Here is a 26,702-nt window from a genome sequence, read left to right on the forward strand (position 1 = left end):
ATCGAGGCCCATGGAGATGACAACGGCCCTGTGGTCCTTCGCCCTCGTCGTGGGGCTGCTCACGCTCACGCCCGGGCTCGACACGGCGCTGGTCCTGCGGACCTCCGCGTTGGGGCGGCGGCGGCAGGCGTGGGGGGTCGTGCTGGGGATCCAGACCGGGACGCTGATCTGGGGGACGCTGACCTCGGCCGGGGTGACGGCGCTGCTCACCGCCTCGCAGGTGGCGTACGAGGTCCTGCGGTGGGCGGGCGCGGCGTACCTGGTGTGGATGGGCATCGGGATGCTGCGCAACCGGGGCGGTGAGGCGGCGGTCGAGGAGGAGCCGGAGGACGGCGGGTTCGCGCACGGCTGGCGGCGGGGCACGCTGACCAATCTGCTGAACCCCAAGGTCGGGGTCTTCTACGTGGCCGTGCTGCCGCAGTTCATCCCGGTCGGCGTCCCGCACTTCGCCGCCGGTGTGGCGCTGACCTGCGTGCACGTCGTGGAGGGCCTGCTCTGGTCGACCGTCCTGGTGGGTTTCGCCCGGGTGCTGCGCGGCTGGCTGCGCCGGCCGGCCGCCCGGCGGTCGATGGACCGGGTGACCGGCGCGGTGGTGGTGGGCTTCGGCGTGAAGCTGGCGCTGACCGACTGAGGCGGGACGGCCCGGCCGCTCAGCGGCCGAGACGCTTCAGTCCTTCCATGAGTTCGTCCGCGTTCATGCAGATGTGCAGGTCGACGCTGGCGTTCAGCTGGGTCCAGAACGGCTCGGCGATGGACGGCAGCGAGGCCTCGTCCGGGACGTCGACGACCATGACCATGCCGCGGCTCCCGTTGCGGTTGAGGAAGTAGGCCGCCTCCGGCTTCAGTTGGGCCAGTATGCGCTGGACCCCTTCGGCCATCGTTCCGTCGCTGATCAGCTTGTTCGAGGCCGCGGTGTCGATTTCGACCTCCAGCAGGGCGCGCATGATGCCCGCTCCTTCCCCGGGCTCGGGGCGAGTCCGCAACTCCAGCCTCCCGCCGCGCCGGTGGCCACGCAACGTGAGCGGTGCCGGAGCCGCTCCCGGCTCAGGCCGCGTGGGTGCGGGGTGCCGGGCCGCCGGCCGCGCCGCCCCCGTCACCCTCCGTCCCCGTGCGCGACAGGTCGTGGTGGATCGGCCCGTCCGAGGCGCTCAGTGGCAGGCAGCTGCCGCCGCGCCGGTGGGCGACGATCTCGGCGGCGACCGAGACCGCCGTCTCCTCCGGGGTGCGGGAGCCGAGGTCCAGGCCGATCGGGGAGCGCAGCCGGGCCAGTTCGGCCTCGGTGAGCCCCGCCTCGCGGAGCCGGGCGGCGCGGTCCCGGTGGGTGCGGCGCGATCCCATCGCGCCGACGTAGCCGACCGGCAGCCGCAGGGCGCGTTCCAGTAGCGGGATGTCGAACTTGGCGTCGTGGGTGAGCACGCAGAGCACGGTACGTCCGTCGATCCGGCCGAGTTGGGAGTCCAGGTAGCGGTGCGGCCAGTCGACCACCACCTCGTCGGCCTCCGGGAAGCGGCGGGCGGTGGCGAAGACCGGCCGGGCGTCGCAGACCGTCACGTGGTAGCCGAGGAACTTGCCGATCCGCACCACCGCGGCCGCGAAGTCGATCGCCCCGAACACCAGCATCCGCGGCGCGGGCACGTACGACTCGACGAAGCAGGTGACGGTGCCCCGGCCGTGTTCGTCGCAGGGGCGGCCGTCCAGGCCGAGCACCAGCCGGCCGGTGCGTCCGGCCTCCAGCATCGCCCGGGCCCGCACGACGATCGCCCGCTCCAGGGCGCCGACCGTCGAGGGGGTGGGCGAGAGCGCGCCGGCCACGCCGTCCGCGGTGACCGCCAGGGTGGCCCCGACCAGCCCGCCCGCCCCGCCCGGTCCGGCGATCACCCGGACCAGGGCCACCGGTGTGCCGGCCGCGATGTGCGCGATCCCGGTGTCCAGCCCGGCATCGGCCCCCGGCACCACCGGCTGGACGAACACGTCCAGGACGCCGCCGCAGGTCAGACCCACCGCGAAGGCGTCCTCGTCGCTGTACCCGAAGCGTTCCAGCACCGGCTCGCCGCTCGCCAGGGCGGCCCGGCACAGCTCGTACACCGCGCCCTCGACACACCCGCCGGAGACGCTGCCGACCGCCTCGCCGTCCGCGTCCACGGCCAGCGCCGCCCCGGGGTCGCGCGGAGCGCTGCCGGAGACGCCGACCACGGTGGCCACGGCGAAGGAGCGCCCGGACGCGTGCCAGGCCCGCAGCTGCTCGGCGATGTCCTGCATGGGGGAGGCTCCTTACACGGTTTCGACAGTAGCGGGAGACGCCGCCGTACGGGAAACGATCCCGTACGGCGGCCGTGGTGCCCAAGGCGGTCCTGCCCCGAGGCCCTGCCCGACGCGGGCGCGAACAGGGCGAAGGCGCCCGGGTGCCTAGTGCACGCCCAGCCAGGACTTGACCGGGGTGATCGCGAAGTACACCACGAACACCGCGGTGAGGATCCACATCAGCACCCCGGGCTCGCGCCAGCGCCCCAGCCCGGCCTTGATGACGGTGTACGAGATGACGCCGGCCGCGACGCCCGCGGTGATGCTGTACGTGAACGGCATCAGCACGCAGGTGAGGAAGGCCGGGACGGCCACCTCGCGGTCGGACCAGTCGATGTGCCGGGCCTGGCTCATCATCATCGAGCCGATCACGACCAGGGCGGCCGAGGCGACCTCGACCGGGACGATCCCGGCGATCGGCGAGAAGAACAGCATCAGCGCGAACAGGGCGCCGGTGACGGTGGAGGCGAGCCCGGTGCGGGCGCCGTCGCCGACGCCGGTGGCGGACTCGACGAAGACGGTCTGCCCGGAGGCGCCCGCCAGGCCGCCGACCGCGCCGCCCGCGCCGTCGATGAACAGCGCCTTGGACAGTCCGGGCATCCGGCCGCGCCGGTCGGCAAGTCCGGCCTCGGTGCCGACGCCGATGATGGTGGCCATCGCGTCGAAGAAGCCGGCCAGCACCAGGGTGAACACCGCGACCGAGGCGCTGATCGCGCCCATGCCGTGGCCGCCGAACGCGCCGAACAGGTCGACGTGGCCGAACAGGCCGAAGTCCGGTGCGGAGACGGGGCTGCCGGGCCAGACCGGCACCGAGTTCCGCCAGGCCCCGGCGGGCACGTGGGCGGCCCGGTTGACGATCACCGCGAGCACGGTGCCGCCGGCGATGCCGAGCAGGATCGCGCCGCGGACGCCGCGCGCCATCAGCACGAAGATCGCCAGCAGGGTGACGCAGAAGACCAGCACCGGCCAGCCGGACAGCTCGCCGGTCGGGCCGAGCGAGAGCGGGGTGGGGCCGCCGGTGTGCATGAACCCGGCCTTGTAGAGGCCGATCACCGTGACGAACAGGCCGATGCCGATGGTGATGGCGTGCTTGAGCGGCAGCGGGATGCCGTTCATGATCCGCTCGCGCAGCCCGGAGACGACCAGCAGCACGATCAGCAGGCCGTAGATCACGCACAGGCCCATGGCCTGCGCCCAGGTGGTGTGCGGGACGACCAGCGCGGAGACCGCGCCGGAGACGGAGAGCCCGGCGGCGAGGGCGAGCGGCACGTTGCCGACCAGGCCCATCAGGACGGTGGTGACGGCGGCGGCCAGCGCGGTGGCGGTGGTCAGCGCGGCGGGGTCCAGTTTGGCGCCGGTCGCGTCCGCGCCGCTCAGGATGAGCGGGTTGAGCAGGATGATGTACGCCATCGCCATGAAGGTGGTGACCCCACCGCGCAGTTCGTTGGCGAGGGTCGATCCCCGGGCCGAGATCTTGAAGTAGGCGTCCAGTGCGCCGGTGGGGCGTGGGGCGTCCTGGGACGACGGACGGGTGCCGTCCTCGGCGGGTCTGTCTTCGGTGGTGCCGGGCTCCGTGGGGATTCTGGTCATGTCCATCCCAAGTGTCAAAGGGGGTTGGGGTGGGCGAGCCGACCTGACCGCCGGTCAACGAAGCGGCGTAGGGGGACGTATCGACTCACGGGGGCACTCCTGAGCAGCGGGGGAGTGCCCGCGGTGCATCAGAGGGTGGTGCGCACCGCTGCGGGCCCCGGCGTGGGCAGGGCAGCGGGTGTACGGGACGCCTCCGGGCGGTGGGAGGTGTCCCCGGGGCGGCGGGGAAGACGGTCGCCGCCCCGGGGAGGACGAACTCGGGCCGTCAGAGCGGCCGTTCGGTGGTCAGGTGCTCCGGCCGGACCGGGATCCGGTTGAGCGCCAGCCCGGTGGCGTTGCGGATGGCGGCCACGATGGACGGCGTCGCCGAGACGGTCGGCGCCTCGCCGACCCCGCGCAGCCCGTACGGGGCGTTGGGGTCGGGCAGTTCGAGTACCTCCACCGGGATCGGCGGGGTGTCCAGGATGGTGGGGATCAGGTAGTCGGTGAAGGAGGCGTTGCGCACCTTGCCCTCCCGCACGATGATCTCCTCCATCACCGCGAGGCCCAGCGCCTGGGTGCAGCCGCCCTGGATCTGGCCGACCACGGAGAGCGGGTTGAGCGCCTTGCCGACGTCCTGGACGGCGGTGAGCTCGACCACCTTGACCAGGCCCAGCTCCACGTCCACGTCCACCACCGCGCGGTTGGCGCAGAAGGTGTACTGGACGTGGCCGAAGCCCTGGCCGGTCTCCTTGTCGAAGGCCTGGGTGGGCCGGTGGTGGTGCTCGCGGGTCTGCTCGACGGCCTCGTCGCCGAGCAGGTCGACGATGGAGACCAGCGCGCCGGCGCTCTTCGACACCACCTTGCCGTCGGCCAGCACCAGGTCGTCGTGGGTCCAGCCGTAGCGCCGGCGCCCCTTGTCGAACAGCTCCCGGCGGACCGCCTCGGCGGCCAGCTTCACCGCCCCGCCGGTCATGTACGTCTGGCGCGAGGCGGAGGTCGAACCGGCCGACCCCACCTCGGTGTTGGCCGGGTGGATGGTGACCTGCTCGACGCCCAGCTCGGTGCGGGCGATCTGGGCGTGCACGGTGACGCCGCCCTGGCCGACCTCGGCCGCCGCGGTGTGCACCATGGCGACCGGCTCGCCGCCGATCACCTCCAGCCGCACCCGGGCGGTGGAGTAGTCGTCGAAGCCCTCGGAGAAGCCGACGTTCTTGATGCCGACCGAGTAGCCGACGCCGCGGACGATCCCCTCGCCGTGCGAGGTGTTGGACAGCGCGCCGGGCAGCCGGCGCACGTCCAGGTGCTCGGTGTCCAGCGGCGGCGGCAGCGGCATCTCCTTGGCCCGCCGCAGCAGTTCGGCCACCGGCGCGGGGGAGTCGATCTGCTGGCCGGTGGGCATGAAGTCGCCCTCGGACATCGCGTTGAGCTGCCGCAGTTCCACCGGGTCCATGCCCAGGGCGGCGGCCAGCTTGTCCATCTGCGACTCGTAGCCGAACGCCGCCTGCACCGCGCCGAAGCCGCGCATCGCCCCGCAGGACGGGTTGTTGCTGTACAGCGCGATGGCGTGCATCCGCACGTTGGGGATCACGTACGGGCCGTGCCCGAGCGAGGCCGCGTTGCCGACCACGGCGGGGGAGGCGGAGGCGTACGCGCCGCCGTCCAGCACGATCCGGCAGTCGGCGTAGACCAGCCGGCCGTCCCGGGTGGCGCCGTGCTCGTAGTGCATCCGCGCCGGGTGGCGGTGGACGTGGCCGAAGAAGGACTCGTCCCGGGAGTAGACGATCTTGACCGGCTTGCCGGTGTGCTGGGCCAGCAGGCAGGCGTGGATCTGCATCGACAGGTCCTCGCGGCCGCCGAACGCGCCGCCCACGCCGGCCAGGGTCAGCCGGACCTTCTCCTCCGGCAGGTCCAGCACCGGCGCCATCTGCTGGCGGTCGACGTGCAGCCACTGGGTGGCGATGTAGAGGTCGATGCCGCCGTCCTCGGCGGGCACCGCGAGGCCGGACTCCGGGCCGAGGAAGGCCTGGTCCTGCATGCCGACCTCGTAGTCGCCGCTGACGACCACGTCCGCCAGCGCCCGCACCTCGTCGGTCACGCCGCGGCCGGAGACCAGCCGCTGCTCGTGGCAGATGTTGCCGTACGCGTGGGACTTGTACTCGTGCGGCTCGTGCACGTACCCGTACGTCTCCGGGTCGAGGCACTGCTCCTCGGTGACGATCGGGGTGAGCACCTCGTACTCGACCGCGATCTTCTTCACCGCCCGGCGGGCCGTCTCCGGGTGGTCGGCGGCGACCAGCGCGATCGCCTCGCCGTGGTAGCGGATCCGGTCGATGGCCAGGACCGGCTGGTCCTGGATCTCCAGGCCGTAGTACTTCGAGCCGGGGATGTCCTCGTGCGTCAGCACCGCGTACACCCCGGGCACCTTGAGCGCCTCGGAGACGTCCACCGACAGGATGTTCGCCCGGGGGTGCGGCGAGCGCAGCGCCGTGCCCCAGAGCATGTCCTCGTGCCACAGGTCGGAGGAGTAGGCGAACTCGCCCCGGACCTTCAGGTTGCCGTCCGGGCGCAGCGGCGAGCCGCCGATGCCGTCCTTGGCCGCCTGGTTGATGTTCTGCAGGTTCTTCTGCCCCTGGATGGTCCGCGCGCTCACGCCGCGCCCTCCGTCCCCGCGCACGTGCGGGCCGAGGCCAGCCGCACCGCGTCCATGATCTTCTCGTAGCCGGTGCAGCGGCACAGGTTGCCGGACAGCGCCTCGCGGATGTCGTCGTCGCTCGGCTGCGGGTCCTCGGCCAGCAGCGCGTCGGTCTGCACCAGCAGGCCGGGGGTGCAGAAGCCGCACTGGACGGCGCCGGCGTCGACGAACGCCTGCTGGACCAGGCCCAGTTCGCCGTCCTCCGTGCCCAGGCCCTCGACCGTGCGCACCTCGCGGTCCTGCACCTGGCCGGCCGCGACCAGGCAGGAGCAGACCGGGAGGCCGTCCAGGTAGACCGTGCAGGAGCCGCACTCGCCCTGCTCGCAGGCGTTCTTCGAGCCGGGCAGGCCGACCCGCTCGCGCAGCACGTACAGCAGGCTCTCGCCCTCCCACACGTCGTCGGCCTCGACGGGCCTGCCGTTGGCGGTGAAAGTGACCTTCATGCCGCGCTCCTGATCTGCTTGCCGTAGTCGTTCCAGGTCCAGGTGAGGGTGCGGCGGGCCATCACGGCGAGCGCGTGCCGGCGGTAGTCGGCGGTGCCGCGGACGTCGTCGATCGGCGAGGCCGCGGCCTTCACCAGCTCGCCGAAGCGCTGGACCACCTCGGCTCCCAGCAGCTCCCCGGACTCCCACAGCCCGCGCTCGGCGAGCACGCCCTGGAGGTACTCCTCGGCCTCGACGGCGCGGCGCGGTGTGGGGGCGGCCGAACCGATGCCGGTGCCGACGGTCCCGTTCCGCGGGTGCAGGGCGAAGCCGAACGCGCAGACCGCGATCACCATGGCGTTGCGGGTGCCGATCTTCGAGAACTGCTGCGGCCCGTCCGCCACCGGGATGAGCACGGCCCGGATCAGCTCGTCGGCCTCCAGGAGGTTGCGCTTCACCCCGACGTAGAAGTCGTCGATCGGGATCAGCCGGGTGCCGCGCACCGAGGCCGCCTCGACGAACACGTCCCGCCCGGCCGCGAGCAGCGCCGGGTGCGAGTCGCCGGCCGGGGAGGCCGCGCCGAGGTTGCCGCCGACGCTGCCGCGGTTGCGGATCTGCGGCGAGCCGACGGTGTGGGCCGCCAGGGCCAGCCCGGGCAGCGGACCGGACAGCTCCGCGATGATCCGGGCGTACGGGACCGCGGCGCCGAGCCTCACCACCTCGCCGTCGTTCGACCATTCGGCGAGTTCGGTGATGCGGTTCAGGTCGAGAATCGCGGATGGCCGGTGCACGTCGAAGTTCAGCTCGACCATGACGTCCGTGCCGCCCGAAACGGGCAGCGCGGTCGGGTACTCGGCCTTCGCCGCGAGTGCCTCGTCCCAGGTGGCGGGCCGAAGGAACTCCATGCGGGTGTCTCCTCAAGTCGTCGCCCGCCGGGTGCCCGGCGGCGTGTCGCCCAGTGAACCGCCGCGACGCGGCCCGCTGGCAGTCACCGATGGCATGAAGCCCCGGCTGTGAGCCCGCCCGGCATCCTGTACGTTCCTCTAAGGAGGAGAACCTCGCAGCCCAGGTGTCCGCCGGGTGCTACCTACGACCGTAATCCGGCCGTGACGCGCGGGCTACGGACCCGGGCGGACGCCCGGCCGGACAGGCCCTATCGTTACCCCTTCACCCTCCCCCCAAGCCCCCGTTAAGGAGTCCGCGGATGCGCGTCCGTGACCTGCTCGCCCCCGGCGCCCCGCGACTGCGCCTGCTCGCGGCCGAGGAAGAGCTGGACCGGCAGGTCAGCGGCGTGATGACGACGGACCTCCAGGACCCGGGCCGCTACCTGCACGGCGGCGAACTGGTGCTCACCGGCATGCTCTGGCGCACCGTCCCGGCCGACTCCGAGCGCTTCGTCCGCACCCTCGCGGCCGGCGGCGCGGTGGCCCTGGCGGCCGGCGAGGCCGAGGTCGGCCCGGTGCCCGAGGACCTGGTCGAGGCCTGCCGCCGGCACCGGATGCCGCTGCTCGCCGTCCCCGACGACATCGCCTTCGGCACCGTCACCGAGTTCATCGGCCGCCAGGTCTCCGCCGACCGCGCCGCCGACCTCGCCGCCCTGGTCGACCGGCACCGCCTGCTGGTCTCGGCGGCCGGCGGCGGCGGACTGGACGCGGTGCTCGACCTGCTCGGCGGCGACCTCGACCTGGACTGCTGGGTGCTCACCCCGACCGGTGCGGTGATCGCAGGCCCCGCCGACCGGCTCTCCGCCCAGGACCGCGACCAGCTGGTCCGCGCCCACCTCGCCGCCCAGCGCCAGCGCCGCCGCCCGCCGCACCGGGCCCGATTGGCCGCCGGCTCCTTCTCGCTGCTGCCCGCCCCGGCCTCCGCCGAGCACGACGAGCCGCCGGCCGGCGGCGGCCTGCTGGCCGACTGGGTGCTCGCGGTGGCCGGCGACGTCACCGAGTGGACCACCAAGCGCCAGCAGCTCGCCGAGAACCTGGCCCGGCTGGTCGCCGCCGAGCGCCACCGCCGCGACGAGGGCCGCCGGCTGCGCCGCCGCCTCGCCGACGAACTGCTCGCCCTGCTGCGCCGCGACGCCGACCCGGCCGAGGTCGGCCGCGCCCTGTACGCCTCTTCGGCGATGGCCGCCCGCTACGAGGGCCCCGGGGCCAAGTCCCAGGCGGAGGACGGCTCCTGGCTGGTGCTCAGCGCCGAGGGCACCGGCCTGCCGGAGGGCGCCGTACGGGCGGTGCTGGAGGAGGCGCTCGGCGGCGCCTCCGACCGCGCCCTGGTCGCCGGGACGGGCACCGGCGCCGTGGTGGTGCTGCCCGTCCTGGACGCCCCGGTGCCCGCCGACGCCCTGCGTGAACTGCTCGCCCCGCTGGAGGCCGGGCTCGGCTCGGAGGGCCGGATCACCCTCGGCGTCTCCGCCCCCGCGGCCGGGGCCGGCGGCCTGCGCGGCGCCCTGGAGGAGGCCCGGCACGCCCGCCGGATCGCCGCTTCCCGGGTCGGCCGGGTCTGTGTCGCGGGCCCCGAGGAGCTCGCCTCGCACGTCCTGCTGCTGGCCGCCGTCCCGGACGAGGTGCGCCGCGCCTTCCGCAGCCGGCTGCTGGACACGGTGATCGCGTACGACATCGAGCACCAGGCGGACCTGGTCCGCACCCTGGAGGCCTTCCTGCGCTCGGACGGCTCCTGGACCCGCTGCGCCGCCCAGCTGCACGTCCACGTGAACACCCTGCGGTACCGGATCGGCCGGATCGAGGAGCTGACCGGGCGTGACCTCTCCCGGCTGGAGGACCGGGTGGACTTCTACCTGGCGCTGGAGCTGGCCTGACGCCGCGTCCGGACAAGCGGAAGGGCCCGCCGCGACCTCGGTCGCGGCGGGCCCTTCCCGTACGGTTCGCTGTCGCCGGCCGGCCTACTGGACCGGGATGACCGAGGTCAGCCACTGGAAGGCGGCGGGGACCATCTTCTTCCACTGCTCGGTGGTGTGCGGGCCGGTGCCCTCCTCGACCTGGACGGTGGTCGGGGCCTTGGCCGCGGCGCGGATCGCCTCGCCGTCCTCGTAGCCGTCGCCCTTGGAGCCGCTGACCAGCAGGGCGACCTTCGGCGGCTGCGGGGCGGTCTTCAGGATGTTGACCGGGTTGTTGGCCTCGCGCAGCTTGGCGTCCTTGCCGACCAGGGAGTCCGGCTCCTGGGCCGGGTCGTTGTAGCCGGACATCGCGATGGCGGCCCGGTACCGGTTGGGGTGGGCCAGCGACAGCTTGGCCGCGCAGTGCGCGCCGGCCGAGTAGCCGGCGATCGCCCAGCGGTCCGCGGACGGGTCCGCGCGGAAGTTGTCCAGCACCATCTGCGGGACGTCGCGGGTGACCCAGGCGTCGGCGTTGATCTTGCCGGGGATGTCGGTGCAGCCGGCGTCCTGGTTGTTCAGCAGCTTCGTGCGGGGCGAGACCAGGATGAACGGGGCGACCTTGCCCTGCTGCATCAGCGGCTTGAGCTGCTCGGAGACCTTGAGGGTGCCGTACCAGGTGGAGGAGGAGCCGGGGTAGCCCGGGATCAGCTCGACCACGGGGAACTTCTTGTCCTTGAACGCCGGGTCGTTGTACTGCGGCGGCAGCCAGACCAGCACCTCGCCGTCGACCCCGGACACCTGGCCCTTGAGCTCGGTCCGCTGCACGTCGTTCGGGACGAGCGGGTCGTTCACGCCGCCGAAGCTCTGCTTGACCTTCTGCGGCTCCTTGGCGGGCTCGGCGCCCTGGCCGCCGGCGGCTGCCGCGGCCGGGTCGACCGGCGCCACCACGGGCACCGCGCGGACGTGGTTGCCGGTGCCGAGCAGGTCGTCCCAGTTGCCGTAGATCAGGTTGGCGTTGTTGACCATCACGAAGACCATCAGGACGGCCGTGACCTGGCAGAACATGATCATGACGATCCGGGTGAGGTAGCGTACCGGCTGCGGGCCGCCGACCTTCCCCCAGAACAGCAACGCCACTGTGATGGACACCGGCACCAGGATGACGGTGAGGAGGAAGAATGGCGTACCTGTCAGTTCCATCGAGTTCTCGTATCCGGGTCGCACGCCGCCCGGGGCCCACTCGCCCGAACGCACGTCAATGGCATCAGACGGCGATGGACCGGTGATCGGTTGCCGTCCGAATCTGTGCGGAACCTGAGAGGAACATCACTTTCTTGTGATGAACCGCCTTCGGATCGGCGCCTAGTCTGCCACCCGAACGGACGTCGTCCGGACCAGATGTTCAGCGAACTACCAGGAAAGGTCCCCCGGGGCACCTTACCTCCCAGGCCGTTCGCGCTGCCGGGCGAGGCGGTGCGATACCGCGCGGCACGGGCAGGGAGACTATGGGGATGAGCATCACCCGCTTTCGCCCGTCCCACCGCCTCTGGCCCGCGTGTGCCGTCCTGGCACTCGCGGTCGCCGTGGCCGGTTGCAGCAGTACTGGAGGCAGACGCGCCGAGGAGGCCCGCGCCAAGGCCGCGGCCACCGGCGGCGGCGCCGTCTCGACTCCGCGCTGGAAGGTCGCCATGGTGACCCACGCCGGAGCCGGCGACGCCTTCTGGGACACTGTGCGCAAGGGCGCCGAGCAGGCCGCCGCCAAGGACAACATCACCTTCCTGTACTCCAACGACGCGCAGACCCAGAACCAGGTCCAGCTCGTCCAGGCCGCCATCGACCAGAAGGTCGACGGCCTGCTGGTCACCCTCGCCAAGGGCGACGCCATGGCGGACGTCCTCGGCAAGGCCAAGGCCGCCGGCATCCCCGTGATCACGATCAACTCCGGCCAGGAGTACTCGCAGAAGTTCGGCGCGCTGACCCACATCGGTCAGGACGAGTCCACCGCCGGCCAGGCGGCCGGTACCGAGCTGGCCTCGCGCGGCCGCAAGAACGTGCTCTGCGTGATCCACGAGCAGGGCAACGTCGGCCAGGAGCAGCGCTGCTCCGGCGCCCAGTCCAAGTCCGGCGGAGCCTTCCAGGTGCTCTACGTCAACGGCGTCGACATGCCCGACGCCCGCGCCGCGATCTCCGCCAAGCTGCAGGCCGACCCGTCCATCGACACCGTGCTGACCCTCTCCGGCCCGATGGCCGCCACCGGCCTCCAGGCCGTCCAGGACGCCCACCGCACCGTCGAACTGGACACCTTCGACCTGGGCACGCAGGTGGTGTCCGGGCTCAAGTCCGGCAGCGTCGGCTTCGCCGTCGACCAGCAGCCCTACCTCCAGGGCTACACCGGCGTCGACCTGGTCTGGCTGTACAAGTACAACCTGAACATGCTCGGCGGCGGCAAGCCCGTCGAGACCGGTCCGCAGATCCTGACCAAGGACAACGCCGACGCGCTCGCCGAGTACGTCGCGAGGGGGACCAGGTGAGCACCCCCGACCTCCTCGCCCACGACGGCCTGGTTGACGGCCGTCCGCCGGCCCTGCGGCGGCTCCTCGCCCGCCCCGAGCTGGGCTCGCTGATCGCCGCCGTCGCGGTCTTCACGGTCTTCGCCGTCGTCGCCGAACCGTTCCTGCGGGTCTCCTCGCTGGGCACCGTGCTGTACGCGGCCTCCACCATCGGGATCATGGCGGTGCCGGTCTCGCTGCTGATGATCGGCGGCGAGTTCGACCTGTCGGCTGGCGTGCTGGTCACCACCGCCGCGCTGACCTCCTCGATGGTCTCGTACCAGTTCACCGCGGTGACCTGGGTCGGCGTGCTGGTCTCGCTGGCGACCACGCTGGCCATCGGCGGGTTCAACGGCTGGATGCTCGGCCGCACCAGGCTGCCCAGCTTCATCGTCACGCTCGGCACCTTCCTGATGCTGACCGGCGCCAACCTGGGCGTCACCAAGGCGATCTCCGGCACCGTCTCCACCAAGTCGATCTCCGACATGGAGGGCTTCGCCGCCTGCCGCTGGCTGTTCGCCTCCGAGGTGACCGTCGGCGGGCTGACCGTCAAGGCCACCGTCTGGTGGTGGCTCGGCCTGCTCGTGGTCGGCAGCTGGGTGCTGCTGCGCACCCGCTTCGGCAACTGGATCTTCGCGGTCGGCGGCGACGCGGACGCGGCCCGCGCGGTCGGCGTGCCGGTCGCCCGGACGAAGACCCTGCTGTACCTGGGCGTCGGCTTCGGCGCCTGGGTGCTCGGCCAGCACCTGCTGTTCTCCTTCGACACCGTGCAGTCCGGCGAGGGCGTCGGCAACGAGCTGATCTACATCGTCGCGGCGGTCATCGGCGGCTGCCTGATCACCGGCGGCTACGGCTCGGTGGTCGGCTCCGCGCTCGGCGCGCTGATCTTCGGCATGGCCAGCAAGGGGATCATCTACGCCCAGTGGAACCCGGACTGGTTCAAGTTCTTCCTCGGCGCGATGCTGCTGCTGGCCGCGCTGCTGAACGCCTACGTCAAGCGCCGGGCCGAGCGGGGGCCGCGATGAACACGGACCTCACGGGGGCCGCGACGAACACGGAAGCCATGGGTACCGAACTGCTCTCCCTCGACGGCGTCGGCAAGAGCTACGGCACCGTCCGGGCGCTCCAGGACGTCTCGCTGACCCTGCGGGCCGGCGAGATCAGCTGCGTGCTCGGCGACAACGGGGCCGGCAAATCCACCCTGATCAAGATCATCTCCGGGCTGCACCAGCACGACGAGGGCACCGTCACCGTCGGCGGCGAGGCGGTCCGCTTCGACTCCCCGCGCCAGGCCCTGGACCGCGGCATCGCCACCGTCTACCAGGACCTCGCGGTCGTCCCGCTGATGCCGGTCTGGCGCAACTTCTTCCTCGGCTCCGAGCAGGGCATGCGCCGCTGGGGCGGCCTGCGGCTGGACGCCGAGGGGATGCGCGCCACCACCCGCGACGCGCTCGCGCGGATGGGCATCGACCTGTACGACGTCGACCGGCCGATCGGCACCCTCTCCGGCGGGCAGCGCCAGTGCGTGGCGATCGCCCGCGCGGTGCACTTCGGCGCCAAGGTGCTGATCCTGGACGAGCCCACCGCCGCGCTCGGCGTCAAGCAGTCCGGGGTGGTGCTCAAGTACGTCACCGCCGCCCGCGACGCCGGGCTGGGGGTCGTGCTGATCACCCACAACCCGCACCACGCGTACCTGGTCGGCGACCACTTCACCCTGCTCCGGCGGGGCCGGATGGCGGGCAGCCATCCGCGTGCCGAGATCAGCCTCGAACAGCTCACCACCGAGATGGCCGGCGGCTCCGACCTCGCCGAGCTCTCGCACGAGCTGGCCCGACCGTCGCTCTCCGACCCCCGTGGCTCCGCCCCCGGCGGCTCCGGCACCGGGCTCCCCGGTGGCGGAGAATCGGCTTCCGGAGAATCCGACCCCCGAGAACCCGACACCCGTGAGGAGCGTCCGCAGCCGTGACCGGCTCCCAAGGCAGCACCCGGCCACCCGTCCTGCCGACCCTGCTCGGCCTCGGCCCGCGCGCCGAGCGCCGCCGCCGCGCCCTGCCCGCCGGGATACTGCGGCTGCCCACGATCGGTGTCGACATCGGCGGCACCAAGGTGGTCGCCGGGGTGGTGGACGGCGAGGGCAAGGTGCTGGAGAAGCTGCGCACGGACACGCCGCACAAGAGCAAGAGCCCCAAGGTGGTCGAGGACGTCATCGTCGAGCTGGTGCTCCAGCTCGCCGACCGGCACGACGTCCACGCCGTGGGCATCGGCGCGGCCGGCTGGGTCGACGCCGACCGCTCCAAGGTGCTGTTCGCCCCGCACCTCAACTGGCGCAACGAGCCGCTCCGGGAGGCGCTCAGCGAGCGGCTGCGCTTCCCGGTGATCGTGGAGAACGACGCCAACGCGGCCGCCTGGGCCGAGTGGCGCTTCGGCGCCGGGCGCGGCGAGGACCACATGGTGATGCTCACCCTGGGCACCGGCATCGGCGGCGCGGTGGTCCGGGACGGCTACGTGGACCGCGGCAAGTACGGCCTGGCGGGCGAGTTCGGGCACATGCAGGTGCTGCCCGGCGGCCACCGCTGCCCGTGCGGCAACCGGGGCTGCTGGGAGCAGTACTCCTCCGGCAACGCCCTGGTGCGCGACGCGCGCGAGCTGGTCGCCGAGGAGTCGCCGGTGGTGCAGCCGCTGCTGGCCCGGGCGGGCGGCACGGTCGAGGGCATCACCGGGCCGCTGGTCACCGAGGCCGCCCAGGAGGGCGACCCGGTCGCGACCGAGCTGCTCTACGAGGTCGGCACCTGGCTCGGCGTCGGCATCGCCAACCTGGCCGCCGCGCTGGACCCGGGCCGCTTCGTGATCGGCGGCGGGGTCTCCGAGGCCGGTGACCTGCTGCTCGGTCCGGCCCGGGACACCTTCCGCCGCACCCTCACCGGGCGCGGTTTCCGCCCGGAGGCCGCCATCGTGCACGCCGCCCTCGGCAACGAGGCCGGCCTGGTCGGCGCGGCCGACCTGGCCCGGCAGGTGGCGCGGCGCTTCCGCACGATCAAGCGGCGGCGGGTGGAGCGCAGCGCGCTGTAGCGGGGTGGGGGCGCCTGCCGGCTGTTCTCCTGGCGCCCCCGCCCGCCCCGCCAACTACCCGTTGGTAGCGGCGCGGTGTGGTTGTCGGATCATCCCTCCTGTGGAACAACTGAGTTGACGCAGACTCAGGAGGATTCGGATGAGGGCTCTGACCCGTCTCGCACCACCACTGCTGCTCGCCACCGCGCTGGTCTGGTCCGGCGTCGGACCGGCCGGCGCCGCGACCCCGCCGACGAAGGCGCCCGAGGCGGTGGGCCGGGGCGGAGCGGTCGCCACCGTCGACGCCGACGCCACCGCCGCCGGCATCGAGGTGCTGCGCAAGGGCGGCAACGCGGTGGACGCGGCCGTCGCCGCCGCCGCGGCCCTCGGGGTCACCGAGCCGTACTCCTCCGGCATCGGCGGCGGCGGGTACTTCGTCTACTACGACCACGCCACCGGCCGGGTGCACACCATCGACGGCCGGGAGACGGCCGGCCGCACCGCCGACAGCGGCCTGTTCCTGGAGGACGGCAAACCGCTGGCCTTCGCCGACGCCGTCACCAGCGGTCTGTCCGTCGGAGTCCCCGGCACCCCCGCCACCTGGGACGCCGCACTGCGCAAGTGGGGCACCCGCTCGCTCGCCCAGAACCTCGAACCGGCCGAGCGGATCGCCGACCACGGCTTCGTCGTCGACGACACCTTCCGCGGCCAGACCGCCGACAACTACGCCCGGTTCAAGGACTTCCCGGCCACCGCCGCGCTCTACCTGCCGAACGGCAAGCCCCCCGAGACCGGCAGCGTGCTGCGCAACCCCGACCTCGCCGCCACCTACCGGCTGCTCGCCAAGGACGGCGTCAAGGCCTTCTACCAGGGCGAGTTGGCCAAGGACATCGCCAACACCGTGCAGCACCCGCCGGTCGACCCGGCGTCCGGCCGCAACGCCCGCCCCGGCAAGGTCGACACCACCGACCTCGCCGACTACCGGGTCCGCGACCAGGCGCCCACCCACGTCTCCCACGGCGCCTACGACGTCTACGCGATGGCCCCCTCCAGCTCCGGCGGCACCACCGTCGGCGAGGCGCTCAACATCCTGGAGGACGGCGGCGACGTCTCCACGTACAGCGGCACCCAGTACTACCACCACTTCCTGGAGGCCTCCCGGATCTCCTTCGCCGACCGCAACCGCTGGGTCGGCGACCCGGCCTTCATCGACGTCCCCACCAGGGAACTGCTCTCCGAGCGCTACGCCGCCTCCCGGGCCTGCCTGATCAGCCCGGACCACGCGCTGACCAGCCCGCTCGCCCCCGGCGACCCGCGCCACCCGGCCCCCTGCGCCGACACCGGCCAGGCCGTCCCCGAGCCGTACGAGGGCCCCAACACCACCCACCTGACGGTCGCCGACCGCTGGGGCAACATCGTCTCCTACACGCTCACCATCGAGCAGACCGGCGGCAGCGGCATCACCGTCCCCGGCCGGGGCTTCCTGCTCAACAACGAGCTGACCGACTTCGACTTCACCCCGCTCGCCCCGGGCGTCCCCGACCCCAACCTGCCGGGCCCGGGCAAGCGGCCGCGCTCCTCGATGTCCCCGACGGTCGTGCTGCGCGACGGCGAGCCGCTGCTGGCCACCGGCAGCCCCGGCGGCGCGACCATCATCACCACCACCCTCCAGGTGCTGCTCGGCCGGCTCGACCGGGGCCTGAGCCTGGAGCAGGCCATCGCCGCCCCGCGCGCCAGCCAGCGCAACAGCGCCACCACCCAGGCCGAGCCCGCCTTCCTGGCGCTGCCCGAGCGGGCCGCGCTGGAGGGCCTCGGACACAGTTTCGTCAACGGCGGCGAGATCGGTGCCGCCACCGGCGTGGAACGGCTGCCGGACGGCCGCTGGGTGGCCGCCGCCGAGCCGGTGCGGCGCGGCGGCGGCTCGGCCGCGGTGGTCCGGCCCGCGGGCTGACCGGGCCGGCCTGTCGGTGCCGGGCGGTATGTTCGGGGTGGGCCTCCCGCACGAGGGGCGGCCCACCCCGTCCGTATGCCCGACTGCATGTCCGTCCGCACCGAACCACCGGGAAGGCCGCCCGCCGTGACCGTCCGCATCGCCACCTGGAACATCAACTCCGTCACCGCGCGGCTGCCCAAGCTCCTGGAGTGGCTGGAGAGCGCCAAGCCCGACGTGCTCTGCCTCCAGGAGCTCAAGTGCGCGGCCGACGCCTTCCCGTACGAGGCGGTCCGCGAGCTCGGCTACGAGACGGCCGCGCACGGCAACGGCCGCTGGAACGGCGTCGCGATCGTCTCCCGGATCGGCCTGGACGACGTCGTGCGCGGCCTCCCCGACCAGCCCGGCTACTTCGCCGACGGCGCCCTGCTGCCCGAGGTCGAGCCGCGCGCCATCGCCGCCACCTGCGGCCCGGTCCGGGTCTGGTCGGTCTACGTGCCGAACGGCCGCGAGGTCGGCCACGCGCACTACCAGTACAAGCTGGAGTGGCTGGAGGCGCTGCGCAAGGCCGCCACCGAGGACGCCGCCGGCCCCCGCCCGTTCGCCGTCCTCGGGGACTTCAACATCGCCCCGACCGACGACGACGTCTTCGACGCCGCCGCCTTCGAGGGCCTCACCCACGTCACCCCGGTCGAGCGCGCCGCACTGGCGGCCCTCGACGGGATCGGCCTCCAGGACGTGCTGCCCCGCCCGCTCAAGTACGACCACCCGTACACCTACTGGGACTACCGCCAGCTGGCCTTCCCCAAGAACCGGGGCATGCGGATCGACCTCACCTACGCCAACAAGCCCTTCGTCGAGGCCGTCACCGACAGCTACGTGGACCGCGAGGCCCGCAAGGGCAAGGGCACCTCGGACCACGCGCCGGTCGTGGTGGACCTCGACCTCTGAGCCGCACCGCGTGAGCGCCACTCCGGGTGAGCGCCACGCGTGAGCCCCGCCGCGGGCGTCACGACGGGTCACGGGTCGTAACCCGAACGGTCGTGAGCGCTGGCCGAGCGTGGGGCGCGTCCCTACCGTCGGTGAATGACCGGGTGCAGTTGCTCGACCACGTGGACATGGGAGTCCCCGGCTGCGCCCGAGAATCCCGGAGGTTCCGGTATGCGCCCCATGCGTACGGCCGCCGCCGCCCTGATCGGCGCGACGGCGCTGACCGGCCTGACGGCCCCCCTCGCATCCGCCAGGGACGGTTCCGCGTCGGTCAGCCCGTCCCAGGCCGCACCGGGCCAGACCGTGACGGTCACGGTCTCCTGCGAGAAGTCGGACAAGCCCGACGCCAAGACCATCACCGCCCGCTCCGCCGCCTTCGAGGGAGGGCCGGCGACCCTCACCCTGGGCCCCGACGGCAAGCACAGCGGCTCCGCCCGGCTGGCCGGCCAGCACGCCGGGGACAGCAAGGTCGACGGCACCTGCCCGGACGGCGGGGCCTTCGCCACCAGCGTCACGGTCACCACCGTGGCCGTGCCCGACAGGGGCGGCGACAAGGGCGGCGACAAGAACCCCCAGAAGAACCCGGGTCTCGGCGAGTGGGGCGAGGCCGCGGGGGAGTGGGCCGGCTCGCTCGGGCAGTCCGGCGCGGGCAACCAGCAGGTCGCCCCGCACGGCGCCGTGCAGACCGGCCTCGGCGGCTCGGTCGCGGCGAACCCGGGGGAGCTGGCCGGCGGCCTCGCGCTGGTCGCGGGCGGTGCCGGCGGCTTCTGGCTGCTGCGGAGGCGCGGTGCCTGAAGGCCTCGCGCCCCACTGCGCCCCTGCGCCGCGCCGCTGGATCCCGACGGGATCGGCGGCGCGGCGGCGTGTCGGGACGGCGTGCCGGTTCTCCGGAGCGCCGGTGCGTCAGGCGGTCCGCGGTTCGGCGTCCTCGCGGTGCAGCCGGTCCTGGTGGCGGAGGGTACCGTCGGCCAGTAGGTACTGGGCCAGCACATAGGTCGCCATGATCCAGAACTGATGGCCCGGCAGCTCCCGCCACTTCGCCAGCTGGGTGGCGATCAGCGTGTCGGAGAGCAGGAACAGCGCCCCGCCCAGCCCGGTCCGCCAGCCCAGCCCGGCCGAGGTGACGGCCGTCGACGCGAGCAGCAGGCTGTAGCCGGCCACCGGGACGCGCAGGTCCCCGAGGTCCGGCCAGAGCTGCCCGACCAGGGCCACCCAGGCCGTCGCGTACGCGGCCGCGACCACCAGGGCCCGGCGGCGGTCGGTGAGCGCGCCGCGCTGGACGAACATCGTCACGTAGCAGACGTGCGCCGCCGCGAACGAGCCCATGCCCGCGAGGAACGCGGGGTCGTTCTTCAGCTGGAGCAGCACGTCGCCGCCCGCGCTCAGCAGCAGCGCCGGTGCCAGCAGCTTCGGCGCCTCCCGCCCGGCCTTCGCGGCCGCCGCCACGCTGTGCGCGGCCAGCAGCGGCATCAGGGCCGGCTTGGTGGCGTTCTGGAGCACCGAGGCGCCGGAGGCGATCGCGCCCAGGTGCGCCGCCGAGGTGGCCGCGAAGCCGCCCAGCAGGCCGGTGGCCGAGCGCAGGCGCGCCCCGAGGCCGACGCGGGTGGTGGTACGGAGGGTCATGCGTGCGCCTCTCGGTGATCCGCTGCTTCGGACCGACCCTAGAGGAGCCGGACCGGCGGTGGAAGGGTCGGTTACCGGTGCGTAACCCGGGCGGGGTGCGGCGGATGACGGGGCGGCCGGTGAGCGGAGCGCGGGCGGCCGCTTCGAGGGCTCTTGCGGAGAGTTCCTCAGGAGGGCGGTTGCTGCGGTCGGGTGGCCCGGGCACCGTCTAGTCTGGACCCCGACATGGATCAGCAGGACTACGCGGTCGGCGCCACCCGGGTGGCCGCCGGCAGGCCGGACGGACGCACGGGCGGGGCAGGGCGGGGAACCGCCGCCGCCGTCCTCGCCGTACGCGAAGCCGGTCCCGAGGCTGGCCCCGACGCCGGTGGTGCCTCCGGTTCCGACGCGGGCCGCTCCTCCGGTCCCGCTGACAGGACGCCGGGGGCGGCCATGGGGAGCGGTGCTGACGGCCCGCAGGCGTCGGCCGCTCCGGCCGTCGACACGACGCTCTCGCCCGACCCGGGGCTGCTGCGCCTGGCCCACTGGTTCGCCGCCGCCACCCCCGGCACCGCCGACGACCTCTGCACCGCCTCCTTCGGCCTCTACCCCGCCCGCCACCTCGGCACCGCCGCCGAGCCCGCCGCCGATCCCGGCGTCAGCTGGTGGCACGGCCCCACCGCGCACTTGGCCACGCCCGTACGCCCCCGCGAGGACCGCACCGAGGGTGGACTGCGCCGCGCCCGGCGCGGGGACGCCGCCCTGCCCGTCGTCCGGTCGGGGGCCAAGACTGGCCGGCCGGGCCGGCACCGCAGGCCCGAACGCACGCGGGTGGCACCGCCCACCGTCGTGGCGCAGGATCGTTCCGGCGAGGAGCTCCCGGCGGCCGAACGCCGGATCGCCGCCCGGCTGTTGCTCGCCCACCCGCTGGTCACCGCCTCCGGCCCGCACGCCGACGGCTTTCCGCTGATCCGCCGTCACCGCGACTGGCTCGCCGAGCGCTTCGACACCCTGCTCGGCTACCGCCTCGTGGTCGGCCCCTGGCACGCCCGGCTCTGCAAGGCCGGCCTGGGCCCCGGCGCCGCGCGCCGCCTCGAACACCCCGTCACCGGCACTCCGTTCACCCCGGCCGGGTACGCCCAACTCGCCCTCGCGCTCGCGCTGTTGGTCGACGCCCCGGAGGAGCTCGGCTACCGGCGGCTGCTCGACGCGATGAACGCCGCCGCCCCCGAACTCACCGCCGAACCGACCGACCTCGCCATGGCGCTGGCCGCGCTGGCCGGCTGGCAGGTGCTCGGCGAGCTGCCGGTCGAGGGCCCGGCCGACGACTCCTTCGTGCTGACCGTGGACCGCGAACTCGCCCGGGCCGTCCCGGCCGGCCCGCCCGCCCTCGCCGACGACGCCGCCGACCTGATCCGCCGCGCCGCCGAGGCCGAGCCCGCCACCGCCGTCCGCCGCCTGCTCGCCGAGACGCCCGCCGTCCTGGCCGCCGACCTCCCCGAGGACCACCGCGCCTGGCTGGACGAGCACCGGCTCAGCGGACCGGCGGCGCTCGCTGACTTCCTCGGACTGGAGGCCGAACTGCGGGCCGAGGGCGTCGCGCTGCTCGACCCGGCCGCCGAGCTCACCGACCTCGCCCTCCCCGGCGGGGGCACCCTCACCCAGGCCGCCCTGCTGCTGGTCGAGCGCCTGGTCGAGGAGGTCCGCCCGCTGCCCGACGAGCCGGTGGCCGGCGACGTCCCGATCCCGGACGCGCTGATAGACGGCGTCCTCGGCGACATCGCGGACGAGTTCGGCCTCCCCGCCCGCTACCTCGCCGACCGCACCGCCCTGCGGCGGGACGCCCTCGACGTGCTCCACCGCCTCGCCCTGATCACCCCCACCCCCCACCCCACCCGCCCCCCGGCCTGGCGCCTGCGCCCCCCGGCCGCGCGCTACGCCCCGGCCCCCGACCTCCACCCCACGCCCGGCACCGGCCGCCACTCCCGCCCCGGACAGCCGGCGTAGCGGACCGCCGCCGTGGCGGTGGCGCCCACCGTGCCGCCCCGGCTCCGCCGCCTGGTGGCGGAAAGCAAGAAGCACCGGGCCCGGAACGGGACCGCGGTGCTGGGTGGAGCAGGGGCTACTTGCTGGCGGAGGCGCTCGCGAGGGGGCCGTGTTCGACGGTCTCCACGGTGGCGCCGACGCCCAGGGTGCCGAGGGCGATGGAGGTGAGTACGGCGGTGACGGCGAGCAGCCGGCGGTGCCGTTGGGGCAGGGGGAAGCGCGGTTCCTGGTAGGGCGCCTGAGGGCTGGCGTTCATGACAGGGAGGTTTCCAGGGCGGCGTGAACGGTCGGTACGTGCGGGTGAAGTCCGGACGGGGGTTGGGCGTCGGTTGGCCGCGTACGCCCCACGCGTCACCGGGCGGGGCGTACGCGCAGGTCAGCGGCGTGTGCCCGACTCGCCGACGACTTCCCGGACGGCGTCCCGCAGGCCGTGCGGAGGGTGGAAGCGGGCGGGGGCGGCGGCCGGGTCCTCGCGGAGCTCCTTCACCAGCGAGACGCACAGCAGCAGCATCACGACCACGAACGGCAGCGCGACCAGGATCGTCGCGTTCTGGAGCGCGGTGAGCCCGCCGGCCAGCAGCAGGGCCGCCGCGACCCCGCCCATCAGCACGCCCCAGACCACCACCAGCCAGGTGCGCGGGTGCAGCGAGCCCCGGCTGGAGAGCGAGCCCAGCACCAGCGAGGCCGAGTCGGCGCTGGTGATGAAGAAGGTCATCACCAGCAGCACCGCGACCACGCTGGTCACCGAGCCGAGCGGCAGCGCGCGCAGCATCTCGAACAGCGAGGCCTCCGGGCCCTGCGGGATGGTCGCGACCAGGTCGGCCGCGCCGGTGGTGGACAGCCGGATCGCGGTGCCGCCCATCACGCAGAACCAGATGACCGTCGCCCCGCTGGGCACCAGCAGCACGCCGAGCAGGAACTGCCGGATGGTGCGGCCGCGCGAGATCCGCGCGATGAAGGTGCCGACGAAGGGCGCCCAGGAGAGCCACCAGGCCCAGTAGAAGATCGTCCAGGAGCCGAGCCAGCTCTCGTCGGTGAAGGCGCCGGTCTGGGTGGACATCCCGAGCAGGTCGGAGAGGTAGCCGCCGACCGAGGAGGGGATCGCGTCCAGGGCGAACACCGTCGGGCCGACCACGAAGACGAAGACCATGATCAGCGAGGCCAGCACGACGTTCGCCGTGGAGAGCCACTTCACGCCCTTGTGTACCCCGGAGAACGCGGAGACCACGAACGCGGCCGTCAGCGAGCCGATGATGATCAGCTGGGCGTTCTGGGTGTTGCGGACGGAGGTGATGTAGCCGAGCCCGTCGGCGACCTGGAGCGCGCCGAGGCCGAGGCTGGTCGCGGAGCCGAAGACGGTGGCGAACACGGCCAGCAGGTCGATCGTCCGCCCGGCCCAGCCGTCCGCGCCGCGCTGGCCGATCAGCGGGACGAAGGCGGCGGAGACCCGGTTGCCCCGGCCCTTGCGGAAGGTGGTGTAGGCGAGGGCCAGGCCGCCGACCGCGTAGATCGCCCACGGGTGCAGGGTCCAGTGGAAGAGCGAGAACTCCAGGGCCTGCTGGGCGGCGGCCGCGCTCTGCGGCTCCAGGCCGGAGCCCGGCTGCGGGGTGGCGAAGAGCTGGAGCGGCTCGCCGACGCCGTAGAACATCAGGCCGATGCCCATCCCGGCGCTGAACATCATGGCGATCCAGGCGAGGGTGGAGAACTCGGGCTCGTCGTCGTCGCGGCCGAGCCGGATCCGGCCGAAGCGGCTGAACGCGAGCAGCACGCTGAGCGCCAGGAAGACGTCGGCGGCCACCACGAACAGCCAGCCGAAGTTGTGCAGCACCCAGCCGAGCGCGGTGTCGGAGGTGCGGCCGAGCGAGTCCTCGGCGAAGACGCCCCAGGCGACCACCGCCAGGACCAGGACGGCGCCGATGCCGAACACCGCCCGGTCGGCCGGAAGGGTCGCGGCGGGTTCGTCGGGCTCCTCCACGGGCTGGTCGGACTGGGGCGGCTGGCTGCTCATCGGATGGACCCCTCGACATACTCGGCGTGCGTCGGCACGCTCGGATTCAAGCTGTATGTCGCACTATGTCCAGTCCGCTCCGTGAGCGGAGGGACGGCGCGCCGGGGAAGCGCGGGGTCGGGACCTACGTCCCGTCAGGCCGCCTGCTCCTCGCCGTAGTCGTGCCCGTCGTCGTGCCGGTGCCCGGGCCCGTGCTGCCGTCCGTGGTCGGGCCCGGAGTCGCGCGCGGTGGCGAGGTAGTGGGAGAGCGCCCGGCGGCTGCGGCTGAGGTCCTCGATCCGGGAGTCCAGGTCGGCGAGTTCGCCGCGCAGGATGGCGAGCAGCTCCGGGCAGGCCTCCAGGACGGGGACCGGACCGGTGGCGCAGGGCAGCAGCTCGGCGATCACCCGGGTGCTCAGACCGGCTGAAAGCAGGCTGCGGATCTGCCACACCCGGACGGTGTCCTCCTCGCCGTACTCGCGGTAGCCGGCCGCCGTGCGGTCCGGCCGGAGCAGGCCCTGTTCCTCGTAGTAGCGGAGCAGGCGGGTGGACACCCCGGTCAGGCGGGCGAGTTCTCCGATGCGCATGACCGGGCGAACGCCGCCGCCTGCCGGGGTGTTCCCCCGGGAGGCTCGGCTCGTGAGGAACTCCGGCGGCACGTCGCGCAGTTCGGGCGGCGCCCCGGCCACCGGCTGGTGCCCGCAGGGGAGTTCGGCCGGGCGCACGCCGGGGATCAGCCCGGCCGGCGACCAGGGCGGGGACGCCTGTCGCGGCCGGTTCGGCGCGGACGTCGGTCCGGGCGGCGGGCCGGAACCGCTGCCGGAAGCCCTCCGGTGCCGGGGACTTGGGATGTTCCCGCAGCGGGGCGAGCTCGTCCGGCTGGTCGGCCAGGTCGATGAACAGCTCGGAGAGCGTCCGCAACCGGGCCGGGCCCCGGCCACGCCGGCGAGCAGTGGCAGCGAGCGGACCCGCCCGGGGCGACGGGTGGCGATCCGGACGGCGACGGCGGCGCCGAGCGGGTATCCGGCCAGATCGAAGGTGTCCGGGCGCCGGCCCCGGCCCCGTGGGCGAGCGGCGGTTCCGGGCCGGGACCCGGACGATCCGGGCGGGCGGGGTGGCTGGCATGGGGTGCTCCGCTGCGGGGCGGGGTTTCGCCGACACAATGGGAACGGTAGGAGTCCACACCGGTGAGTAGGTCAGACCGGGGAGCGGAAGCCCGTCCAGGACGGCCCGCGGGCCCCGGCGGCGGCCGCGGTCGCGCGCGGCGCCGAAACCGACCACGCTGAAACGGAAGGAACGCCGTTCATGGACGACGAGGTCCGCACCCCGAACGAAGCAGTCCCGACACCGGCCGATCCGACGCCCGCCGACCGGAGGCAGACCGACCGGAGGCAGGCCGAGCCGACGCGGGCCGCCCGGGACGGCGCGCGTGCCGACGGCGTGGACCGCCGGACGCTGCTGCGGGCGGCCTCCGCCGCCGGGGCGCTCGCCGCGCCGGTCCCGGCCGCGCCGCTGGTCACCGCGGGCCGGGCGGCCGCCGAGGAGGTGTCCGGGCCGGTGCCCGGGGCGGTGTCCGGGGCCTCGTCCGGGCCCGTGCCCGGGATCGTCAAACCGCTGCCCGCCGAGTGGTTCGTGCCGCACGGCACCAACGCGGAGACGCGCTGGGACACCTTCCGCGGCGCCGACGGCGGCGCCGCCATCGGACGCCACGTGCCGGTGGAGCGGTTCTTCGTCCGCAACCACACCAGCACCCCGCTGATCGACCCGGACACCTGGAGCCTCAGGCTCTTCGGCAGCGGCCTGCGCGGCGCCCCGACGGCCGGGCGCCCGGTCGAGTTCGGCCTGGACGACCTGCGGGAGCTGCCGTCCACCCGGATCAGCGCGTTGATCGAGTGCGCCGGCAACGGCCGCAGCTACTACTCCGGCCAGCAGGGCCAGCCCGTCCCGGGCACGCCGTGGACGCTCGGCGGCGTCGGCTCGGCGAGCTGGCGGGGCGTCCGGCTGGCCGAGGTGCTGCGGGCCGCCGGGCTGACCGGGGCGGCGGTGGACGTGCTGCCCACCGGCCTGGACCCGGACTTCGTCGCGGGCGGCACCAACTACGGCCCGGTGCGCCGCCCGCTGCCGATCGCCAAGGCGCTGGACGACGTGCTGCTCGCGTACGAGATGAACGGCGAGCCGCTGACCCCGGACCACGGCGCCCCGGCCCGGCTGGTGGTGCCCGGCTGGGTGGGCATCGCCTCGATCAAGTGGGTGGGCAGCGTGGAGGTCGCCGACCACCCGCTGTACTCGCCGTGGAACACCGACTTCTACCGGATGTTCGGCCCGGACTACCCGCCCGGCGGGGGCGACCCGCTCACCGTCCAGGTTGTCAAGAGCGCCTTCGAGCTGGCCGCGGGAGCGCGGCTGGCGGCGGACCGCGAGCACCGGCTGCACGGGCGCTCGTGGTCCGGCGTGGCGGCGGTGCGCCGGGTCGAGGTCAGCACGGACGGCGGCCGGACCTGGCGGCGCGCCGAGCTGCGCGACGAGCCGCGGGCCGACGGCTGGACGCGCTGGAGCTTCGACTGGCGCCCCGGGCGGCCCGGCCCGTACGAGCTGCGCGCCCGCGCGACGGACCGCCGGGGGAACACCCAGCCCGAGCGGGCGCTGTTCAACCGGGAGGGCTACCTGTTCGGTGCCGTGGTGGCCCACCCGGTGACGGTGGTCTGAGCCGAGCGCCGGTCCGAGCCGCGC

At 73.9% G+C, this 26,702-nt stretch carries 22 protein-coding genes; 11 read left to right on the forward strand and 11 right to left on the reverse strand.

Annotated features, from left to right (window positions below; translation table 11 throughout):
• The first annotated feature begins 10 nt into the window (after positions 1-10).
• Positions 11-631 carry a LysE family translocator gene (locus ACFCY1_RS04325; protein ID WP_375873455.1) on the forward strand — a complete coding sequence of 207 codons (621 nt, stop codon included), beginning with the start codon at positions 11-13 and terminating at the stop codon, positions 629-631.
• A gap of 19 nt (positions 632-650) precedes the next feature.
• Here ACFCY1_RS04325 and ACFCY1_RS04330 read toward each other — a convergent pair whose 3' ends face one another.
• The 6 genes from ACFCY1_RS04330 to ACFCY1_RS04355 all read right to left on the reverse strand — a co-directional run bounded on the left by ACFCY1_RS04330 (position 651) and on the right by ACFCY1_RS04355 (position 7,892).
• On the reverse strand, positions 651-944 hold the full coding sequence (locus ACFCY1_RS04330; protein ID WP_375873456.1) for a hypothetical protein: 294 nt from the start codon (positions 942-944) through the stop codon (positions 651-653).
• 100 nt (positions 945-1,044) lie between these two features.
• The gene (locus ACFCY1_RS04335; protein ID WP_375873457.1) at positions 1,045-2,259 is read right to left on the reverse strand and encodes an XdhC family protein; all 1,215 of its coding nucleotides are present in this window, start codon (positions 2,257-2,259) and stop codon (positions 1,045-1,047) included.
• 147 nt (positions 2,260-2,406) lie between these two features.
• A complete protein-coding gene (locus ACFCY1_RS04340) occupies positions 2,407-3,891 on the reverse strand; it encodes an NCS2 family permease (RefSeq protein WP_049654048.1) in 1,485 nt (494 codons plus the stop codon).
• Between the two features lie 265 nt (positions 3,892-4,156).
• Positions 4,157-6,523 (reverse strand): xanthine dehydrogenase subunit D, encoded by a 2,367-nt coding sequence (gene pucD / locus ACFCY1_RS04345; protein ID WP_198959433.1) that lies wholly within the window; start codon positions 6,521-6,523, stop codon positions 4,157-4,159.
• Positions 6,520-7,008, reverse strand: coding sequence for a (2Fe-2S)-binding protein (locus ACFCY1_RS04350; RefSeq protein WP_049654030.1), 489 nt, complete (start codon positions 7,006-7,008; stop codon positions 6,520-6,522). Before ACFCY1_RS04350 ends, pucD begins: the two co-directional genes overlap by 4 nt.
• Entirely contained in the window at positions 7,005-7,892 is an 888-nt protein-coding gene (locus tag ACFCY1_RS04355; protein WP_049654028.1) for a xanthine dehydrogenase family protein subunit M, read from the reverse strand. The genes ACFCY1_RS04350 and ACFCY1_RS04355 overlap by 4 nt, the downstream gene beginning before the upstream one ends.
• A gap of 299 nt (positions 7,893-8,191) precedes the next feature.
• Between ACFCY1_RS04355 and ACFCY1_RS04360 the strand changes: the two genes are divergently transcribed.
• Positions 8,192-9,802, forward strand: coding sequence for a PucR family transcriptional regulator ligand-binding domain-containing protein (locus ACFCY1_RS04360; RefSeq protein WP_074004317.1), 1,611 nt, complete (start codon positions 8,192-8,194; stop codon positions 9,800-9,802).
• An 84-nt stretch (positions 9,803-9,886) separates the two neighbouring features.
• Here the strand turns inward: ACFCY1_RS04360 and ACFCY1_RS04365 are convergent, their stop codons facing one another.
• A complete protein-coding gene (locus ACFCY1_RS04365) occupies positions 9,887-10,969 on the reverse strand; it encodes an esterase family protein (protein WP_241853029.1) in 1,083 nt (360 codons plus the stop codon).
• Positions 10,970-11,331: 362 nt separating this feature from the next.
• Here ACFCY1_RS04365 and ACFCY1_RS04370 point away from each other — a divergent pair, with 362 nt between their 5' ends.
• From ACFCY1_RS04370 to ACFCY1_RS04400, 7 genes are all read left to right on the forward strand, one after another.
• Positions 11,332-12,351, forward strand: coding sequence for a sugar ABC transporter substrate-binding protein (locus ACFCY1_RS04370; RefSeq protein ID WP_049654482.1), 1,020 nt, complete (start codon positions 11,332-11,334; stop codon positions 12,349-12,351).
• Positions 12,348-13,394, forward strand: coding sequence for an ABC transporter permease (locus tag ACFCY1_RS04375; protein ID WP_049654484.1), 1,047 nt, complete (start codon positions 12,348-12,350; stop codon positions 13,392-13,394). The genes ACFCY1_RS04370 and ACFCY1_RS04375 overlap by 4 nt, the downstream gene beginning before the upstream one ends.
• Before the next feature lie 38 nt (positions 13,395-13,432).
• Positions 13,433-14,335, forward strand: a complete 903-nt coding sequence (locus ACFCY1_RS04380; RefSeq protein ID WP_234348494.1) for an ATP-binding cassette domain-containing protein — start codon at positions 13,433-13,435, stop codon at positions 14,333-14,335.
• A complete protein-coding gene (locus tag ACFCY1_RS04385) occupies positions 14,332-15,438 on the forward strand; it encodes an ROK family glucokinase (protein ID WP_049654486.1) in 1,107 nt (368 codons plus the stop codon). Before ACFCY1_RS04380 ends, ACFCY1_RS04385 begins: the two co-directional genes overlap by 4 nt.
• Positions 15,439-15,577: 139 nt before the next feature.
• Positions 15,578-17,368: a gamma-glutamyltransferase gene (gene ggt / locus ACFCY1_RS04390; protein WP_375873458.1), complete on the forward strand. Its 1,791-nt coding sequence runs from the start codon at positions 15,578-15,580 to the stop codon at positions 17,366-17,368.
• An 87-nt stretch (positions 17,369-17,455) separates the two neighbouring features.
• On the forward strand, positions 17,456-18,298 hold the full coding sequence (locus ACFCY1_RS04395) for an exodeoxyribonuclease III (RefSeq protein ID WP_049654497.1): 843 nt from the start codon (positions 17,456-17,458) through the stop codon (positions 18,296-18,298).
• Between the two features lie 210 nt (positions 18,299-18,508).
• Complete coding sequence (locus tag ACFCY1_RS04400; RefSeq protein WP_375873459.1) at positions 18,509-19,132, forward strand: hypothetical protein; 624 nt, start codon at positions 18,509-18,511, stop codon at positions 19,130-19,132.
• 108 nt (positions 19,133-19,240) lie between these two features.
• Here the strand turns inward: ACFCY1_RS04400 and ACFCY1_RS04405 are convergent, their stop codons facing one another.
• Positions 19,241-19,960 carry a lysoplasmalogenase gene (locus tag ACFCY1_RS04405; RefSeq protein WP_375873460.1) on the reverse strand — a complete coding sequence of 240 codons (720 nt, stop codon included), beginning with the start codon at positions 19,958-19,960 and terminating at the stop codon, positions 19,241-19,243.
• A gap of 225 nt (positions 19,961-20,185) precedes the next feature.
• Here ACFCY1_RS04405 and ACFCY1_RS04410 point away from each other — a divergent pair, with 225 nt between their 5' ends.
• Positions 20,186-21,946 (forward strand): DUF2398 family protein, encoded by a 1,761-nt coding sequence (locus ACFCY1_RS04410; protein ID WP_375873461.1) that lies wholly within the window; start codon positions 20,186-20,188, stop codon positions 21,944-21,946.
• Positions 21,947-22,061: 115 nt separating this feature from the next.
• Here ACFCY1_RS04410 and ACFCY1_RS04415 read toward each other — a convergent pair whose 3' ends face one another.
• From ACFCY1_RS04415 to ACFCY1_RS04425, 3 genes are all read right to left on the reverse strand, one after another.
• Positions 22,062-22,241: a hypothetical protein gene (locus ACFCY1_RS04415; RefSeq protein ID WP_049659792.1), complete on the reverse strand. Its 180-nt coding sequence runs from the start codon at positions 22,239-22,241 to the stop codon at positions 22,062-22,064.
• 120 nt (positions 22,242-22,361) lie between these two features.
• Positions 22,362-23,993 carry a BCCT family transporter gene (locus ACFCY1_RS04420; RefSeq protein ID WP_049659793.1) on the reverse strand — a complete coding sequence of 544 codons (1,632 nt, stop codon included), beginning with the start codon at positions 23,991-23,993 and terminating at the stop codon, positions 22,362-22,364.
• Positions 23,994-24,127: 134 nt separating this feature from the next.
• Positions 24,128-24,559, reverse strand: coding sequence for a MerR family transcriptional regulator (locus ACFCY1_RS04425; protein ID WP_375873462.1), 432 nt, complete (start codon positions 24,557-24,559; stop codon positions 24,128-24,130).
• Between the two features lie 718 nt (positions 24,560-25,277).
• Between ACFCY1_RS04425 and ACFCY1_RS04430 the strand changes: the two genes are divergently transcribed.
• On the forward strand, positions 25,278-26,678 hold the full coding sequence (locus ACFCY1_RS04430) for a sulfite oxidase (protein WP_375873463.1): 1,401 nt from the start codon (positions 25,278-25,280) through the stop codon (positions 26,676-26,678).
• Positions 26,679-26,702: the final 24 nt, after the last annotated feature.

Source organism: Kitasatospora sp. NPDC056273 (assembly GCF_042268845.1).
Taxonomy (GTDB): Bacteria; Actinomycetota; Actinomycetes; order Streptomycetales; family Streptomycetaceae; genus Kitasatospora.

Excerpts from the sequence above, each read along its gene's own strand:
- ggt (WP_375873458.1), top strand. The coding sequence starts at position 15,578 with ATGAGGGCTCTGACCCGTCTCGCACCACCACTGCTGCTCGCCACCGCG.
- ACFCY1_RS04330 (WP_375873456.1), bottom strand. The coding sequence starts at position 944 with ATGCGCGCCCTGCTGGAGGTCGAAATCGACACCGCGGCCTCGAACAAG.
- ACFCY1_RS04410 (WP_375873461.1), top strand. The coding sequence starts at position 20,186 with ATGGATCAGCAGGACTACGCGGTCGGCGCCACCCGGGTGGCCGCCGGC.
- ACFCY1_RS04380 (WP_234348494.1), top strand. The coding sequence starts at position 13,433 with ATGGGTACCGAACTGCTCTCCCTCGACGGCGTCGGCAAGAGCTACGGC.
- ACFCY1_RS04335 (WP_375873457.1), bottom strand. The coding sequence starts at position 2,259 with ATGCAGGACATCGCCGAGCAGCTGCGGGCCTGGCACGCGTCCGGGCGC.
- ACFCY1_RS04405 (WP_375873460.1), bottom strand. The coding sequence starts at position 19,960 with ATGACCCTCCGTACCACCACCCGCGTCGGCCTCGGGGCGCGCCTGCGC.
- ACFCY1_RS04415 (WP_049659792.1), bottom strand. The coding sequence starts at position 22,241 with ATGAACGCCAGCCCTCAGGCGCCCTACCAGGAACCGCGCTTCCCCCTG.
- ACFCY1_RS04420 (WP_049659793.1), bottom strand. The coding sequence starts at position 23,993 with ATGAGCAGCCAGCCGCCCCAGTCCGACCAGCCCGTGGAGGAGCCCGAC.
- ACFCY1_RS04360 (WP_074004317.1), top strand. The coding sequence starts at position 8,192 with ATGCGCGTCCGTGACCTGCTCGCCCCCGGCGCCCCGCGACTGCGCCTG.
- ACFCY1_RS04425 (WP_375873462.1), bottom strand. The coding sequence starts at position 24,559 with ATGCGCATCGGAGAACTCGCCCGCCTGACCGGGGTGTCCACCCGCCTG.
- ACFCY1_RS04370 (WP_049654482.1), top strand. The coding sequence starts at position 11,332 with ATGAGCATCACCCGCTTTCGCCCGTCCCACCGCCTCTGGCCCGCGTGT.
- ACFCY1_RS04430 (WP_375873463.1), top strand. The coding sequence starts at position 25,278 with ATGGACGACGAGGTCCGCACCCCGAACGAAGCAGTCCCGACACCGGCC.
- ACFCY1_RS04395 (WP_049654497.1), top strand. The coding sequence starts at position 17,456 with ATGTCCGTCCGCACCGAACCACCGGGAAGGCCGCCCGCCGTGACCGTC.
- ACFCY1_RS04350 (WP_049654030.1), bottom strand. The coding sequence starts at position 7,008 with ATGAAGGTCACTTTCACCGCCAACGGCAGGCCCGTCGAGGCCGACGAC.
- ACFCY1_RS04355 (WP_049654028.1), bottom strand. The coding sequence starts at position 7,892 with ATGGAGTTCCTTCGGCCCGCCACCTGGGACGAGGCACTCGCGGCGAAG.
- ACFCY1_RS04400 (WP_375873459.1), top strand. The coding sequence starts at position 18,509 with ATGCGCCCCATGCGTACGGCCGCCGCCGCCCTGATCGGCGCGACGGCG.
- ACFCY1_RS04340 (WP_049654048.1), bottom strand. The coding sequence starts at position 3,891 with ATGACCAGAATCCCCACGGAGCCCGGCACCACCGAAGACAGACCCGCC.
- ACFCY1_RS04325 (WP_375873455.1), top strand. The coding sequence starts at position 11 with ATGGAGATGACAACGGCCCTGTGGTCCTTCGCCCTCGTCGTGGGGCTG.